The sequence below is a fragment of the Acetobacter sp. ESL1128 genome, assembly GCF_058505085.1.
In genome coordinates, this window is the sequence record NZ_CP196369.1 from 2471119 (window position 1) to 2486106 (window position 14988).

The window sequence follows — 14988 nt, forward strand, 5'->3', positions numbered from 1 at the left end:
CTCCTCAAGAAAATCAGAGCAGACAGGCGGCAGGCGCCTACATGTCGGTCATACAGACAATGGAAATAATTTTCTGAAAACTGACATTCACCAAACCTAAGCGTGGGTCGATCGAATTAGGTACGGTGGCACATTTGTTTGACATTGAGAATGTTGTATCCGCTCTCGACGTTATAAGGGGCAATCTAGCGGACTAAGCAGAACGTGATCGTTCCCTCGCAATTCGTAAGCCTTATCGTTAAATCTTTCTGAATGAAGCAAAGTCGCATATTCAATAATCATGCGATTCCTGACCCGAATAAAGTCACTGCAAGCACTTGAAGCAGCGGCCCGACACGGCAGCTTCGTGGGGGCGGCTTCCGAACTGGATGTCACGCCAGCGGCTGTCGGCCAACTCGTGCGCTCACTTGAAGACTGGGTAGGCTGCCCTCTTTTTAAGCGCTCGCGCTCGGGCCGTGAACGCCTGACACCCACAGAAGAAGCACGTGAAGCCCTCAGTGATATTACACACGGTCTGGACCTGCTGGAGGCCGGTCTGAAGACGCTGAAAGGACGTAAAGCGCGCTCCATTGTGGTGATCACCGCCTCTCAGGCTCTGGTCGCCAACTGGCTTCTGTCTCGCCTGAACGATTTTACCTCAGCATATCCAGACATCGACGTCCGTCTGGACGTTTCTGATCGTGTCATGGACCTGACACAAGGGGATGCTGACATTGCCATTCGTTGCGGGATGGGGACCTGGAAAGGCGTCAAGGCTACCTATCTCATGGATGAGGAAATCATTGCTGTCTGCCATCAGCGTCTCTTGCCATCGCGGGGAAAAGTTGATGCGAACTGGATCGCCACCCAGACCTTGATCCATGACGGCTCTGGACATCCTGAGGGTGATTTCCCCACATGGGAAAAATGGCTGACACAGGCCGGTGTCGCTGAAGTGCCGACTGATCACGGGTTCAGCATTAACTCAGCCGCTGCCGTCATTCAGGGAGCAGTTGCCGGTCGCGGCGTAGCTCTTGTCCGAAAAAAACTGGTCGCGTCGGAAATCGAAAGCGGTCAGCTCGTTCATCTTCTTCCAGATCAGCGCTGGCCTGTGAAATGGGCATATTATGTCGTTGCGACGAACAAGGCATTACGACGCTATGAAGTGAATGCCTTTCATGACTGGTTAACGACAAAAATTGCACTCCTGCCGGAAAACACGCTTTCTGAAATCTGAAACGGTCTCCCATAAAGAATGATGTCCGGATCGGTGAGAAAAGATGAGAGACGAGAAAGTTTTTCTTTGTCGTCGATATCGTCGAAATGGGTCGTGGTTTTATAATCTGTCATTCATTGTGCGCTTCAGTTGGAAGTAGCAAGGATGACAAGTCGATGCTCGGCGGAAAAACAGCACTTGTTACAGGCGGTTCTAGCGGGATCGGACTGGCATCTGCCCGTAAACTGCTTGAACAGGGCGCACGTGTCGCCATTATGGGACGCTCGCAGGACAAGCTCGACAAAGCGGTCGTGGACCTCGGTGGGGATCGCGTTTTGCCTCTTCAATGCGACGTCGGGTCCAATGAAGATCTGGAGCGCGCCGCCGAGTGCCTGAAACAGGAATACGGTGCGCTAGACATTCTGTTCGCCAATGCGGGGCTCGCTTACGGGACACCTCTGGGGGGCACCGACGAAACCGCCTATAGTCGTATGATGGACGTCAACGTTAAAGGCGTCTTCTTCACTGTCCAGACTTTTCTGCCCCTCATACGCGAGGGTGGCTCGATCATTCTCAATACATCATGGCTCAATCAGGTGGGCACACCGGGACGGGCAATCCTGTCTGCCTCGAAGGCAGCAGTGCGTTCCTTTGCTCGCACGATGTCAGCCGAACTGCTGGATCGAAAGATCCGTGTGAATGCTGTCAGTCCGGGCTCCATTGAAACGCCTATCCACCGCAGTGCCAATCAAACCGAAGACGCGTTCCGCGCCTATTCTGAACGTGTTGGAGAACAGGTACCGATCGGACGTATGGGGCGACCGGATGAGATCGCCGCTGCCGTTCTGTTTCTGGCCAGTGAGGCATCAAGCTACATGCTGGGCGCGGAGATCGTTGTCGATGGCGGAAGAGCAGAGTTATAAATCATGTTGTTAAATGAAGATCTTTCCAAACGAACCCTTGTCAATGCCGGGTCGCTGGACTGGGTGCCAAGTCCGACGCAGAGTGTCGAGCGTCGCATGCTGTTTCGGCTTGGAGCAGAAAAAGCGCGGGCAACATCGATTGTGCGCTATGCACCCGGCAGTCTGTTTCCGCGTCACGCGCATTCTGGTGGCGAAGAGTTTCTGGTTCTTGACGGGGTCTTTCAAGACGAGACCGGAGATTTCCCGGTTGGAACGTACGTCCGCAATCCGCCAGGTTCGAGCCATGCACCCGGTAGCGCAGATGGTTGCACGATCTTCGTCCGGCTCTGGCAATTTGCCACAGAAGACCAGCAGCGCGTCGTGTGTCGCCCTGGTGAGGGACAAATCTTGCCTCTCCGCTCCGGTGTGACTGCCTCTCGATTACTGTTTGAGAGATTCGGAGAAAAAGTCGTTGTGGAGGACTGGGAGGCTGACACACATCAGGTGCTGGTCAATCCCGACGGTCTGGAACTGCTTGTACTTTCCGGCGGCCTCACGGAAGGCGGAGATGAACTGACACGGTGGAGTTGGCTCCGTCTACCGGCAGGAATGCCTTTCGACGCCCGGATTGGCACCCAAGGTGCGCGCGTCTGGTTCAAGTCTGCGCCTCTGCTGCATCCCGATGTCTGCGCCTTCGATGCAACCCCTTAATACGATGAAAGGTCAGGCATGAAACCGTGTCTTAAAGCTGCTTTAGTCGGTGTTGGCGGAACAGTTGTTCTTGATGTGTGGGCCGCAGCAATGGGCAGGATTACAGGGAAGCCTGTTACCAACTGGCCCATGTTTGGCCGCTGGCTTGGCCATATGACCCAGGGGCAATTCGTCCAGCCTGACATGAGGAAAGCCAGCCCGGTTCAGGCTGAAGCAGCAATCGGATGGTCAGCACATTATGCCATTGGCATCGGCTATGGATTGGGTGTTCTGGCATGGCGCGGGCCTACGTGGTTTTCCCGGCCGACGCTCGGAACGCCCCTGAAACTCGTCTGGATGCTTCTGGTCGCGCCCTATTTCATCATGATGCCGGGTATGGGGCTGGGCGTGGCGGGTTCGAAAACACCGCAGCCCACCACGACGCGGATCAAAAGCGTCATCGGACATTCAGTCTTCGGTCTGGGTATGTATGCCACGGCCCTGATCCTGCATCGCAAGTAAGCGGACCCGTCAAATGATTACATGCGATGTCGCCATTGTCGGTGGCGGTCTGTCAGGATTGTATGCGGCCCGTCTTCTCCGTAAGGCATCGATTGATGTCATGCTAATAGAGGCGCGAAGCCATTCGGGTGGACGCATTCAGACAGTTGATGACGAAGGGCAACCAACGGAAGATGGCTTTGACCTCGGTGCCTCATGGTACTGGCCCTACATCCAACCGGCCATCGGTGAGTTGATCGCTGAACTTGGGCTTTCGTCTTTCACACAGAATACCGATGGTGACGTTCTGTTCGAACGTATGTCCCGCGAGCCTGTTCATCGTTTCAGTGGGATGGGACAGGAACAGGCATCGAGACGGCTGATTGGAGGAACCGCGCGCCTTATTAACGCCTTGACGTGCGACATGCCTGCCGACCGTTTGCTCCTAAACCATCGCGTGACAGAAATGGCACTGACTGACACAGAGGTGTGTCTCGCATGTCAGTCCTCAGAAGGTCTGGCCGAGACCATTATGGCACGACATGTTATCGCGGCCTTACCACCCCGGCTTCTTGAGGCGACTGTTACATTCACCCCGGCGCTGGAGAAGACAGATGCTGTCCATTGGCGGGAGACCCCTACCTGGATGGCCCCCCATGCCAAGTTTTTCGCTCTCTATGAACGTCCATTCTGGCGGGATGACAGATTGTCCGGCACGGCGCAAAGCATGGTTGGACCGATGGTTGAAATCCACGATGCGACCACATCCTCAGGCAAAGCAGCTCTCATGGGGTTTATCGGCGTGCCAGCCGCCCAGAGAAGGCTGATTGACGAGGAGACGCTCGCGAAAGCCTGTGTTGGGCAATTAGGCCGTCTGTTTGGTCCACTCGCAGCAAAGCCGCAAGCGACCTTGTTGAAGGATTGGGCGACGGATCCCCTGACGGCTACTGAGGCCGACATCGCCTCAGGCGGTCACGTTACAGCTGCAAATGGGCCGTGGGTCACAGGAGCATGGCGAAAGAGGCTGACACTCGCGGGCAGCGAAACAAGCTCGCAGGAGCCTGGCTACCTCGCAGGTGCCATCATTGCGGCCAGACGTGCTGTAGAAGATGTATGCGGATGATGGTCCAGAAGGATGAAATAGTCGGATTCATGATCCAGGCCCTTCCGCTTCAAGAATTTTCCGGTGCGATAAGAAAGACAGCCGCATTTCAGAGCGCCGGAAATGCACCCCATTTTATGTGGGGTTTCAAAAAAAGGAGAAAAAAATGACCACCTTTACACATGTTACAGTTGGTACGAATGATCTCGAGGCTGCCCGTAATTTTTATGACAAGGTGCTGGCGACACTCGGCTGGACCCGTATCGCAGATCTGGGAGATAAGGGCAGCATCTGGGGCGACGGCAAGCCTTCCTTTTTTGTTCTTAAACCGATCAACGGTCAGCCTGCCACAGTTGGCAATGGCGTAACGATCAGCTTTGAAGCCGCAACGCATGCGGCAGTCCATGCTTTTCACGAAGCGGCACTTGCGCTGGGAGGTCCGGACGAAGGCGCTGTCGGGCCGCGGAACTGGGCACCCCATGCTTACGCCGGGTACACACGTGATCCTGAAGGCAATAAGATCGCCGCTTATTGTTTCGCAGCGGAATAAAACTGGTAAAGGTGCTTCTCGGCCGATTGTTTCCGAGAGCCCCCCCGTCCAACCAAATAGTCTTCACCATTTAGGTGCAAGACGAGCGTGCCTTTCTGGTTGGGCGGCTTAAAGTTGCTATCAGAGTGTAGAACATCACATTCCAGACCTAATCATATGCACCCGAATTAAAAAACTGCCTTATGAATTTTTATCTGTCTGAATGTCAGGTAATTTAAATCGTGATCTGAAAGCCGCCTGTCTGTTTCCCCCCCATAACCGCCGATATTATTGGCCCACAGAGAGTGATGATTGGAGCACAAGATCACAGAAAGAGAAACACGACTGACCTCTCATCCTCTGTGACCTCATGTTCAAATTGAACGCACCCTTTCCATCCTGCGCCGAATATTTAAAACCGTCGCTGGTGATACACCGACCCGACTGGCAATCTCACGCAACGTCATTTTCTGACTATCAGGGGAGGCGAGGATGGCCTCAATCTCCTTCCTCCGCCCTGTGGCCGTATTGTGTCTGGGCTTGGGCGGACATGTCGTTTGCACAGGATCGGGGGATTCCGGAGCCTCAGTCTCCCTGATGTGCGTTTTCAGTTCTTCAGTCTCACTGATATGGGTCAGCCGAATAGCTGCCAGATCACGCAGGATCGCTTCCAGATTTGTCGCTTCCGACATCTGGCGGCCTTTTCCTGTGTCCATCTGAAAACTGACCCGCTTCATCAGATCATCAATCGTGTTGATGGGGAGTTCAAATTGAACAAGATCAGCCAGAATCACCATACGCTTCAAAACAGCCTCGGGCATGACATCCCCGTCCTGACTGGCTTGTCTGTAGGCACGCCTTACAAACTGGCGATCTTCTCGCAATGTGGTCCAGTGGTTCAGTTCCGCAAGAGCGTTATCAATCGTTTTCGGGAATGGAAGAGCGGACCGCAACGCCTCCAACGCGCTTGAGGACCACTCATATCCTGCACGCCATCCTGGCAGAGCGTAGCTTTGCACAGCTTCAACGAGAATATGCTCGTCAGGCATCGCATGGAACAGCCTTCCCTCATAACGTCCTGTGATCTCATTCGCCTGATCACGCAAAGCCTGACGGTGTGCCTTAAGTGCCGCCTTTTTGGCTAAGGCCTCCTCTGCCTCCTGCCTCTGGGTTTCTTTTTCACGTTGCTGTCGTTCCCGGATCTCCCGAGCCTTGTGCACATTTCCACCGGCCAGAAGGACTGGAATATCCTCCAGCACATAACCATGCCGCCCAGCAATCGCGCATGCTCTGTCCTTTGCCGCAGCGCACTCCCCTGCTGAACCACCACGCTCCACAAGAGCCCAGATTTTCCGCAGCCGTTCAAGATCAAGCATCATGATATGGACGCCTCGCGTTCAAATTGAACACAGGCAGTTTGGTCAACCAGAACAAAGTCATGCCTGTGGGGATTTATCAGCATCATGGGAAGCACGGAGAGAGATAAAGTCCCCAAGCCGGACAGTGTGCGAAACACAGTCACCAGTGATACGCCACAGAGTATCGGGGCGCTGGAACCCGTTCTGACAGACGTCGTTTTGGGAGAAGAAGGAGTCAAAAACGGTGGTTTTCGGATTGCCGTCAAGCACTCATCTTTGTCAGTCATGATGACATACCCAAAATGCGGCTTTTTGATGAGTCGATTGCTGCTGTCAGACGCTGGATGGTTGAGACAGACACCCCCATGACCTGAGCAATCTGACCATTGGTCTGACCTGTTGTTGCCAGCATTCTGACATGGGATTTCTGCGCTGCCGTGAGCTTGGGTTTACGCCCAAGCCTCACCCCGGCCTCACGGGCGGCTGCCAGACCAGCAATGGTTCTCTCCCTGATAATCTCGCGCTCAAACTCCGAAAATCCCGCAAGAATGGTCAGAAACAACCGCCCATTGGGCGTATGCGTTTCAACACCAATATTGATAATCCTCAGCTTGATACCGCGCTCATTCAAGATCCGGATCAGGCCAATGACATCCACGGTATCCCGACCAAGGCGATCGAGTTTGGCCGCAACCAGACAATCTCCTGACTGAAGAGTTTTCAGAAGACAGGAGAGACCAGGCCGGTGAAGGGCCGGCACACCCCCTGAAATCACATCCTGTGTAATCTGCTCATCAGAAAGCCCCTCCTGCCGCAAAACCAAAATCTGCGGATCATTGGTCTGATGCTCTGTCGACACCCTGACATACCCATAACGTCGCATGACCCATAAACCCCCTTTTTGACCCGGAATTTCTTACATCTTCCGCATGGTACGGGAGATGTTCAAAAACCACGGATTCTGCTCACACCATTCAGTGTAGTGTGGCGTGAGAAGGATTTCATATTTCCGGAACACGGCATGCCGTCTCAAAGTGTGTTGGTAAAGGTCAGAAAATAATGTGTCGTGATTTAAAGAAATCTCGTTTTATGCACCTCTCGATTGCAGCCCTGTCCTTTTTGACTATGGGCGGGGTGAGTTTGACTTTGGCATCGGCAGACTCACCGAAAGAAGCCAAGACCCGTTACGGACTGGCCTCTGGAACCAGTCCTCTCAATACCTTGCTGATTAACGGCCAGCCCACAACGCCAAAAATTTCCGGGAATAGTGCGCTTTTTGTCCAGAAAATCGCGGAATCCGGCAACACGGATGTCGTTCTTTTAACATCCGTTGGCGGTCAGGCTTGTGACGCTCAGTATTCAATCCTTCAGGTCACGCCGAACGGAATCAAGACGCCCACACCATTCTTCGGGAATTGCTCAACTGCCAAGCCGTCCATTTCCGGGAGCAAGATCACACTGAAATTTCCGCGCAATATCGGGAAATACGTCACCACGCCGGCCGAAGTCGATGTTTACGACCTTACGACCGGAATCCTGACGAAGAACGGCAAGACCATCCCCGCTGCCTGCAAGCTGGATGATGGCGTTTGCCAAGGGTGATTTCACCGCATTCTTTAATCTTTTGACCCACACTTAAATCGAAATCTGCTGAGAGAATCATGAACGCTCGCTCTATACTCACCATCTCCAGAATGGCCGCTCCTGTATTTGGACTTCTCGCACTGCTCCCCTTGGTCGGGTGTGGCGAGAGTGGCCCTTCTCTGGAAGAACTTCAGTCCATAATCTCTCAAAACTATGCGGATGCTGTGGAAGGGAACCGGTCATTCGGAGACATTCTGGGTCACAACCATCCGACACCCCCGGTCGTCAAGGTCACGGAACGGACGTGTGAAGCGCGGGGTTCCTATGAGTTCCACGGTGAAAAACTGCCAATTTTCCGTTGTGATGTGACTTTCAAAGTGGGGGAAGATCAGCAGAAACAGAAGCTCGATTACGTCAAAATCGAAGGGAAATGGAGCCAATACGAAGAATAAGGCGATTTATTATCCGCCAGTGACAAAAAAGGAATTTGATTGATGCTGATCAGAGATGTTGACCTGAAATTCTACACAGCAAAAGGATACCTTGCCGTTGCTGGCGGCTTCGTTGCCATTGTTCTCCTGACCTGCCTTCTTGGTGGGCTTTCAAACGGCGGGCCAGTCGGTGTTATTCTCGGCATTTTCTGCGTCGGGGGTGGCGGATGGCTTGCTCGCAAAATTGCCAGAGCGATCAGCGGTGATCCTCTGGTTTCATTTCCAAAGATGTATGGGGCGATTTTTGCTCACCCGCCTATCCAGATCAATTACCGGCTTGATGTGGATGATTACCTCACCGCCATCTGTTACGATGGTGAATTCCTCTACATCATTGAGAAGAACAAAATAGTCTCTTTGAAATGGAGTGATGTCCGTCAATGGGATTGGGCCATTATCACGCCACAGAAGCAAACCACGATCGGAGGCTCCCCAGGCCAGGCATTCCAAGGTTTTGTTAATGACTCCTTCGCCAATCTGGCACCAACCCTCAAAGCCATGAAAAACAGCGGTATCCGGTTGACCGTCAAGAATCTCGATCATCCGCAATGGTTCTACAATACAGGCAAGGACAAGAACGCCGAAGCCGTCTGCAGGAAGTGGGAAGAAATCTTCCAGCAATTCAATGATGGCACTCTCGCGATTGCACGCTGATCAACGGTAAAAAATAAGGGGGGCAGAATCATGGGGCCAGAAGAATTAGCGATCATCATGAGTCCCCAGTTCATCAACGCGACATTTCGTGCGGGTGAAGACTGGTATTATGGGATGCTCGCACGCACCCAAGAGGCAAACCGTCTGGCCCAGCATCGCCATTCGTTTGAAGTCGCCAACGCTCGATATGCGGTTGTGAATCACCAGCTTCTCCATGACGCACGCGAGCAAAATGCAAAATGGAAAGCCTTTGCGAACGATCTGGTCAGGAAGCATGATGACTATACTGTCTCGGTAAAGCGACTTCTGAATAGAAAAGATGCTTTGTTCTGTAGTGAACTGTCTGCCAGAAACGCGCTTGAACGGCAACTGAACGAAGAAAAGGCCCGTTCTGCCGGCAAGGATAACGAAATCGCGCAGCTTAAACAGGATTGGAATTGGTTTAGCAATACTCTGGATACGACACATGCGGCTCTGACCTCTGAACAGCAGAAGGTGGCGGCTCTTCAGGCAGAGAATGAAAACTTGAGGGCCGCACTTTCTGCCGCAGAAAGTGATCGTCAGCGCCTTCAGGAGGACAACGCGGCGTTCCTGTCTGCCGCTGATCATTTTGAACAAGAATGTAAAGACCTGAAATCTGATCTGACGCGAAGCCAACAGGCTCTACACCAGGAAGAAGCCGAGCATCTGAACCTTTCTCATGATCTGAAAAACGTGCATCTGGTCAACGAAGCCCTTTCGTCCGCATCTTTATTAGTAATGGTCCTGATGGAGCAGACACACGCGTTGTGGGCGGTTCAAGGCAAGCCTTCCATGATGGAGCACTTTCTTGGGTCGCATTACCGGACTGACGGTCACCCTCTAATCGTGCGCGAGTATCTTTGGTTTGCAACGCTGATGCGGGAGATGGTGGCCCGGAACATTCCAGATCACCTGATCAGCGCACATTGCCCAGTTGCACAGAGGGGCGATTTCCTGACCCGTCCCGTCACGATCCAAGAGAAAAGACCCGATTGATCCTCCTGACATCGGAATAAAATGAAGGAATAACCATGGCACAGACTGATCATGCGTCCTCTCGGATGAACCTCTATGCCGGGTGGCTGACGGTTGACGGGCAGTGTTATCCCTTTGGGGCCGAAACCAAGCGACGTTGTCTCCAGATGATTGCGCAATTTATCTGCTCCATGGCTGAAATGCATGCTGAAGATCAGCGCAAATATCCTGATACCGCCTTGCTCTGCCCTTATTGGTATTCAGGCGTTTACACAAATCAAGAGATACGCAGACTGGCTTCTGACGAAACTCTTGATCCAGACATGCTCGATGACATGATGCAGCACGCGCTTGATGATTATTTCAGCAATCCGGACATTAAAATAACAGCCCTTGTCTCACCACTCCTCGTCCCAGTCGTTGGTCAGACTGTTGGTGACACTCTGTTTATTGCAATGCTGGATAAAGACCACGACTTTGCTGGCTATGTCACCACGGAAGAGGAAGTGGCCGAACGCTGGCTGACAGAGTATGTCGCGCAAGTCTTTGGGCCCTCTGTGGGGAAACCCGGTATGAGTGTTGATGCAGCAAAAAAATATCTTAAGGGCAAAGGGCTTATACATATCTGCTCCCTCCCCCTTTCTCCCAACCTCAAGATGGTCCTTTCCTTGGCGGCCCTGACCCCACAGGCCGCCTGAAAACAGCGTCATTATTCTCTTAAATCTGAACTTTCGATTCCGCGCGTCTGCACCCGGAAAACGAGAATTTTATAGTCAAAATAACGCAGAAATCCGCCATTTTCTGAAAAATTATTTTCTCTGAACGATTTTTTTGACAGAAAAAATTTGCACGAAAAATGAGATCCAACCGCACATCTCTTAGACTCAAGGAGTGTATAACGTTTTAAGGAAGGCTATATCATGTCTAATACTTACCCAAACTGGAATGGTTACGACTTGCGCCTGTCTGTCACAACACAGCAGACCCTTCAGGCCATGCAGGCACAGGCTGCCGAAAACGCTTTCCTGAATGATCTGCTCTTCATCACCCTTGACGACAGACCCGTCCGCAAGCTTCTGGGCAATCTGGAAGCATTGCGTCCGGACCCAGAAAACACACTGCTGATCCAACCTCTCACAAGCCTCACAGGCGCTAGCCTAGTGTCCCTCAACCACCCCCATACCGCCCTCGACTTTAAGGATGAGCAGAACATCCTGACCGTCCATGAAACCAAAATCCTCCAATGGGCCTCAAAAACCCTTGATCAGGACGGTGAAAACATCTTCATCGCCATGATCGCCGCCCGCCTGTTCATGGGCGCACGGCCTGGTGCCCTTCATACCTATCGGGCACAGGTTGATGTCGACCGGATCCTCCCGGCCCTTCCTAATACAATGACCCTTATGGCGTTTCTGGGAGAACGGCCCGAGGAGGTTCCAAACTGGGAAGATCTGCTGGATGCTTTTGCCCGCGCAACAGACATCGGAGATAACAGGATCGGGCGGTTGTCGTTCCTTTTGGCCAATGTCCTGTTTTCTGTCATGGAAAACCTGCCGGATGCTTATCATGTTGCAGAGCGCTCCAAAGGTTTCCTCGACAGAACAGGGGAGATCGAAAATCGTCTTTTCAGCATTCTGGACACAATTCCCCACTGCTATTTCCAGCCCTTCATGACTCCGCCGACACATTTCACACGCCGCCCTCTGGGAAGCAGTGGCCGAATAACAACCAGCAAAGGACCAGGCCCCAAACAAGTCCGTTCTCGTTCTCCAAGGCCCCGGTGGGGATAACACCACCACATATTTACCACTCTGGTTCATGGCGCGGCCCTCGAGGCCGCGTTTCTTTTATCGCTTCCTTCTTCCACACCTCTTCTTGCCTTTGGTCCTGTACAGACACACGATGTGACACTCCATCTGACCTCTGTTTGGCAAAAGGCCTAGAAATTTGCGGTAGAAAAGAGGGATCTTGTCTGGGTTGGGAAAATACGGCCTCTGACGCGATCGTCCGCGTCCTGATCTCATGCGCCACGGCCTCTTCAGCCGAACGCGCCTCGGCCCATGCCTGCCGGTTCACCACGAAGTCAGCCGCATTCTGTTTTCCTGAAGACTGCTGTCCTTCCAGAATAATCTGCCTGATGGCCATTTCTGGTGTCAGGGTCTGCGTTTGTTCGTCCTCCTGATCCAGCGCATCAGGCGCCTCCAACCGACCTGCGCCGTCAATATCCACAACCACCCCGTCACGCCGGATCTGGTTCTTTTGATAAAGAAGCGCCATGCGCGTCGTATCGGTATAGAGTGTGCAGCCCTGACGATGCCGCGTCATGGCCACATAAAGCAGTTCCCGATCCAACCCCGCACGATTGAGGACAAAGGCCCGATCCACACTGGCCCCTTGGGCAGAATGAAGTGTCACCGCATAGGCATGTTGCACCTTAATCGGACGTTCTTCTTTGTGCCCCTTGGAATGGCGGCCAACAGGGATCAAATCTGCCCAGCGTGTCGTCACCTCAAAACCCCGGTCAAAAACAAGGCAGAGAACCGGTTCTCCATCAGGGTCCCGATACACCGCCTTCACCGTTGCCAGATCATTATTGCGCACCAAATGCACCCCGGCCTTTAGGGTTTCTCCAAAGATGAGCCGATCACCAGCGACCAGAGGCAAGGCTTCAACGACGGGTTTGCGTCCACGCGCGGTTGCCTCAACGGTAATCTCACACGCGCCAGCATTGTCCCCCTTGCTGATCAGCACAGAACGTAACGCCTGATTAAGGGCTTTCACTTCAGCATGAGTGCGGGCCAGAACCAGACGTGTATCTTTCGGGTTCTCGATAACATCCTGACAGACCGCATCAACCAATGCCTGTCGCAACGCCTCACCTTCCCCTACGATGATGCGACCATGGGCGTCATAAGACCTTACCGCCTGTTCGACGTGCCCGGCGGCCAAAGCCTGACTGGCCTGTCTTTGCCACATCTCTTTCTGGCGCCTGATGGCTTCCAGTCTTTGTGTCCCCAATGTTTCCGCCAATAACCGCATGGGAGATCCGGGAGCCACCGGTTTGAGTTGCCGTGTGTCCCCCGCCACAATGACCTTGGCTCCCGCTTTGGACGTCACCTCAAGAAGCTCCGCCATTTCCATGATGCCAACCATGCCGCCCTCATCAAGGATCACCACATCATGGCGCGCTAATGTTATGGCCTGCGCATGATCAGGATCTTTCAGACGATTCAGAAAACTCCGCAGAACAGCAGTCTGTGCCGGGGGTGTTTGCGTATCCTGCGCAATGACAGAGACAGCTTGATGGGAAGGCGCTGTTACCCAGACCCGACAGCCCGCCTCCCGTGCCACGGCTGCCGCTGTTCCCAGACTGTAGGATTTCCCAGTGCCGGCTGATCCCTCAACGACACTCACCCCATCGCGGTTCAGAGCATGACGCACCAGATCGGCCTGTTCCTCTGAAAGGGTTTCTCTCTTTGCCAGAACGCCTTCCAGTCTGTCTCGTGACACAAAGACCCGTTCATCGCGACGATTGGTGGCAAGACGCACAAGCGCACGTTCCGCATTGATCACCTCTGGTGTGGCGTAATGCAGGTTTCTGGTCTGGGAGAGAGCATTCCCCGTTACCTCAATCAGATGTTCCGACCGACGGGCGGCGCAGGCTTCTTCCAACGCCTGTGCCAACGTCAGCCTGCGTCCCTGACAGTGTTCCAAAACGGTGCCGATCAGATGCCGATCTTCAAACACGGCGTCTGTCTGGGTCAGTTCCTCAAGGGCGCAGGCAAATACCGTTTGGGGATCCTGTGATGGAACCTCTTGCAAGCCTGTCGCGGCCAAAGCACACTCCCATAGAGCCTCTGGTGTCCATCCCTCCTCCCGGACTTCCTGTTCCCACCGCGTCCGCAAAACGGCCCGTGACGGCAGGTCTGATTTGGCCCCGCGCGTGTTCCGGGAAATATGTTCAGCCGCTTCCCTATGATGGGCTGTCAGTATCCCTCTTTTACGCGCTTCCTGTTCAATGGCCGCCCGTCTCTTTGAGAAGCGCTCTTCCACACTGGGTGCCACACCGGCCACACGGAAATTCCGACCATCCTTGATCGTTGTCAGACCAAGATCCCGCTCCAGCGCCTCACTCAATGCCAGACGATAGACGGCGCCCATTTCCTGTTGGTGCAAAAGCAGTTCCCGATTATCGAGCGTGCCGGTTGAGCCATCTTTACGGCGACACACATTCATCAACACCGCATGGGTATGGATCTGAGGATCCCCCGCACGACTGGTGGTGTGCAAAAATGTGCCCGCCATTAATTCGGCGGGCGTTTCTCTCTGACCGCCATTATGACCCCTGCGTGTAACAATCAGGCCTGTTGTAAAGGCATACTCAAGTGCCGCAAAAACGGCCTTTTCTTGCGCGGCCTCAATACGATTACGTTGGCTCTCTGTTCCCATGGCCCACAAAACCGATACCGATTTAGGGGCTGCAAATTGCAGATCATACCCCACACGACGTTGCCCTTTGTTCTGAACCAGAGCCTGCCCCGTCAGCGGGTCGCATCCCCTCGCCAATGCCCTGAAATCAGATGGACTGACCTCTGCCTTTTGCTCAACAAACGGAAGGCTTTGTCCGGGAAGTTTACAAACAGTGGTCCACCAGATGCCGGGTTTTTCACCGGTGCCATTATCCAGATAATAGGCAGCCCGATCCCGTCCTGACCAATCACCACGTTTCCGAGGAGCACGCGCAGGACGTTCCCCCTCCCCTGTCACAACGCTTTGCGCCGTGATATCCTCATTCACTGAGTCAATATAATATTCGACATCCGATAAGGGCGTGCAGGTAAACATGCTTTTATGTCCTGAGCAGACTGAGTGTCTGATCAGGATAGCGTCGCCTGAAAAGGATCACCTGTTCCTCTCAGGCCACATCAGGAAGACCGGCAGAAAGCTCAAAAGAATTCCACAGAATGCTCGGAATCCTCCGCAAAA

15 protein-coding genes are annotated in these 14988 nt (G+C 53.4%); 12 read left to right on the forward strand and 3 right to left on the reverse strand.

Translation table 11 applies throughout. The features are described from left to right. Positions 1–280 precede the first annotated feature (280 nt). The 6 genes from ACSYTG_RS11620 to ACSYTG_RS11645 all read left to right on the forward strand — a co-directional run bounded on the left by ACSYTG_RS11620 (position 281) and on the right by ACSYTG_RS11645 (position 4940). Complete coding sequence (locus ACSYTG_RS11620; protein ID WP_489783160.1) at positions 281–1216, forward strand: LysR substrate-binding domain-containing protein; 936 nt, start codon at positions 281–283, stop codon at positions 1214–1216. A gap of 155 nt (positions 1217–1371) precedes the next feature. Beyond that, a complete protein-coding gene (locus ACSYTG_RS11625; protein ID WP_415497939.1) occupies positions 1372–2118 on the forward strand; it encodes an SDR family oxidoreductase in 747 nt (248 codons plus the stop codon). A gap of 3 nt (positions 2119–2121) precedes the next feature. Beyond that, positions 2122–2808, forward strand: a complete 687-nt coding sequence (locus tag ACSYTG_RS11630) for a cupin domain-containing protein (RefSeq protein ID WP_489783159.1) — start codon at positions 2122–2124, stop codon at positions 2806–2808. A gap of 18 nt (positions 2809–2826) precedes the next feature. Next, positions 2827–3309, forward strand: coding sequence for a DUF2938 family protein (locus ACSYTG_RS11635; protein ID WP_489783158.1), 483 nt, complete (start codon positions 2827–2829; stop codon positions 3307–3309). Between the two features lie 13 nt (positions 3310–3322). Continuing rightward, positions 3323–4411 carry a flavin monoamine oxidase family protein gene (locus ACSYTG_RS11640; RefSeq protein WP_489783157.1) on the forward strand — a complete coding sequence of 363 codons (1089 nt, stop codon included), beginning with the start codon at positions 3323–3325 and terminating at the stop codon, positions 4409–4411. Positions 4412–4556: 145 nt separating this feature from the next. After that, entirely contained in the window at positions 4557–4940 is a 384-nt protein-coding gene (locus tag ACSYTG_RS11645; RefSeq protein WP_048836324.1) for a VOC family protein, read from the forward strand. A 353-nt stretch (positions 4941–5293) separates the two neighbouring features. Here the strand turns inward: ACSYTG_RS11645 and ACSYTG_RS11650 are convergent, their stop codons facing one another. Both ACSYTG_RS11650 and ACSYTG_RS11655 read right to left on the reverse strand, forming a co-directional pair. After that, positions 5294–6298 (reverse strand): hypothetical protein, encoded by a 1005-nt coding sequence (locus tag ACSYTG_RS11650; protein WP_489783156.1) that lies wholly within the window; start codon positions 6296–6298, stop codon positions 5294–5296. 262 nt (positions 6299–6560) lie between these two features. Then, on the reverse strand, positions 6561–7160 hold the full coding sequence (locus tag ACSYTG_RS11655) for a recombinase family protein (RefSeq protein ID WP_025825621.1): 600 nt from the start codon (positions 7158–7160) through the stop codon (positions 6561–6563). 176 nt (positions 7161–7336) lie between these two features. On the opposite strand from ACSYTG_RS11655, the gene ACSYTG_RS11660 reads away from it, so the two are divergent. The 6 genes from ACSYTG_RS11660 (at position 7337) to ACSYTG_RS11685 (ending at position 11792) form a co-directional block, all read left to right on the forward strand. Next, on the forward strand, positions 7337–7879 hold the full coding sequence (locus ACSYTG_RS11660; protein WP_491706421.1) for a hypothetical protein: 543 nt from the start codon (positions 7337–7339) through the stop codon (positions 7877–7879). Between the two features lie 59 nt (positions 7880–7938). After that, positions 7939–8313, forward strand: coding sequence for a hypothetical protein (locus ACSYTG_RS11665; RefSeq protein ID WP_489783154.1), 375 nt, complete (start codon positions 7939–7941; stop codon positions 8311–8313). A gap of 42 nt (positions 8314–8355) precedes the next feature. Continuing rightward, positions 8356–9006: a hypothetical protein gene (locus tag ACSYTG_RS11670; protein WP_126621475.1), complete on the forward strand. Its 651-nt coding sequence runs from the start codon at positions 8356–8358 to the stop codon at positions 9004–9006. 30 nt (positions 9007–9036) lie between these two features. Continuing rightward, positions 9037–10023: a hypothetical protein gene (locus ACSYTG_RS11675; RefSeq protein ID WP_489783153.1), complete on the forward strand. Its 987-nt coding sequence runs from the start codon at positions 9037–9039 to the stop codon at positions 10021–10023. A gap of 35 nt (positions 10024–10058) precedes the next feature. Then, positions 10059–10700 (forward strand): hypothetical protein, encoded by a 642-nt coding sequence (locus ACSYTG_RS11680; RefSeq protein ID WP_489783152.1) that lies wholly within the window; start codon positions 10059–10061, stop codon positions 10698–10700. Between the two features lie 222 nt (positions 10701–10922). Next, positions 10923–11792, forward strand: coding sequence for a hypothetical protein (locus tag ACSYTG_RS11685; protein WP_491706422.1), 870 nt, complete (start codon positions 10923–10925; stop codon positions 11790–11792). Positions 11793–11805: 13 nt separating this feature from the next. On the opposite strand, the gene mobF is transcribed toward ACSYTG_RS11685, so the two are convergent. Beyond that, complete coding sequence (gene mobF / locus ACSYTG_RS11690; RefSeq protein ID WP_489783150.1) at positions 11806–14847, reverse strand: MobF family relaxase; 3042 nt, start codon at positions 14845–14847, stop codon at positions 11806–11808. Between the last annotated feature and the right edge of the window lie 141 nt (positions 14848–14988).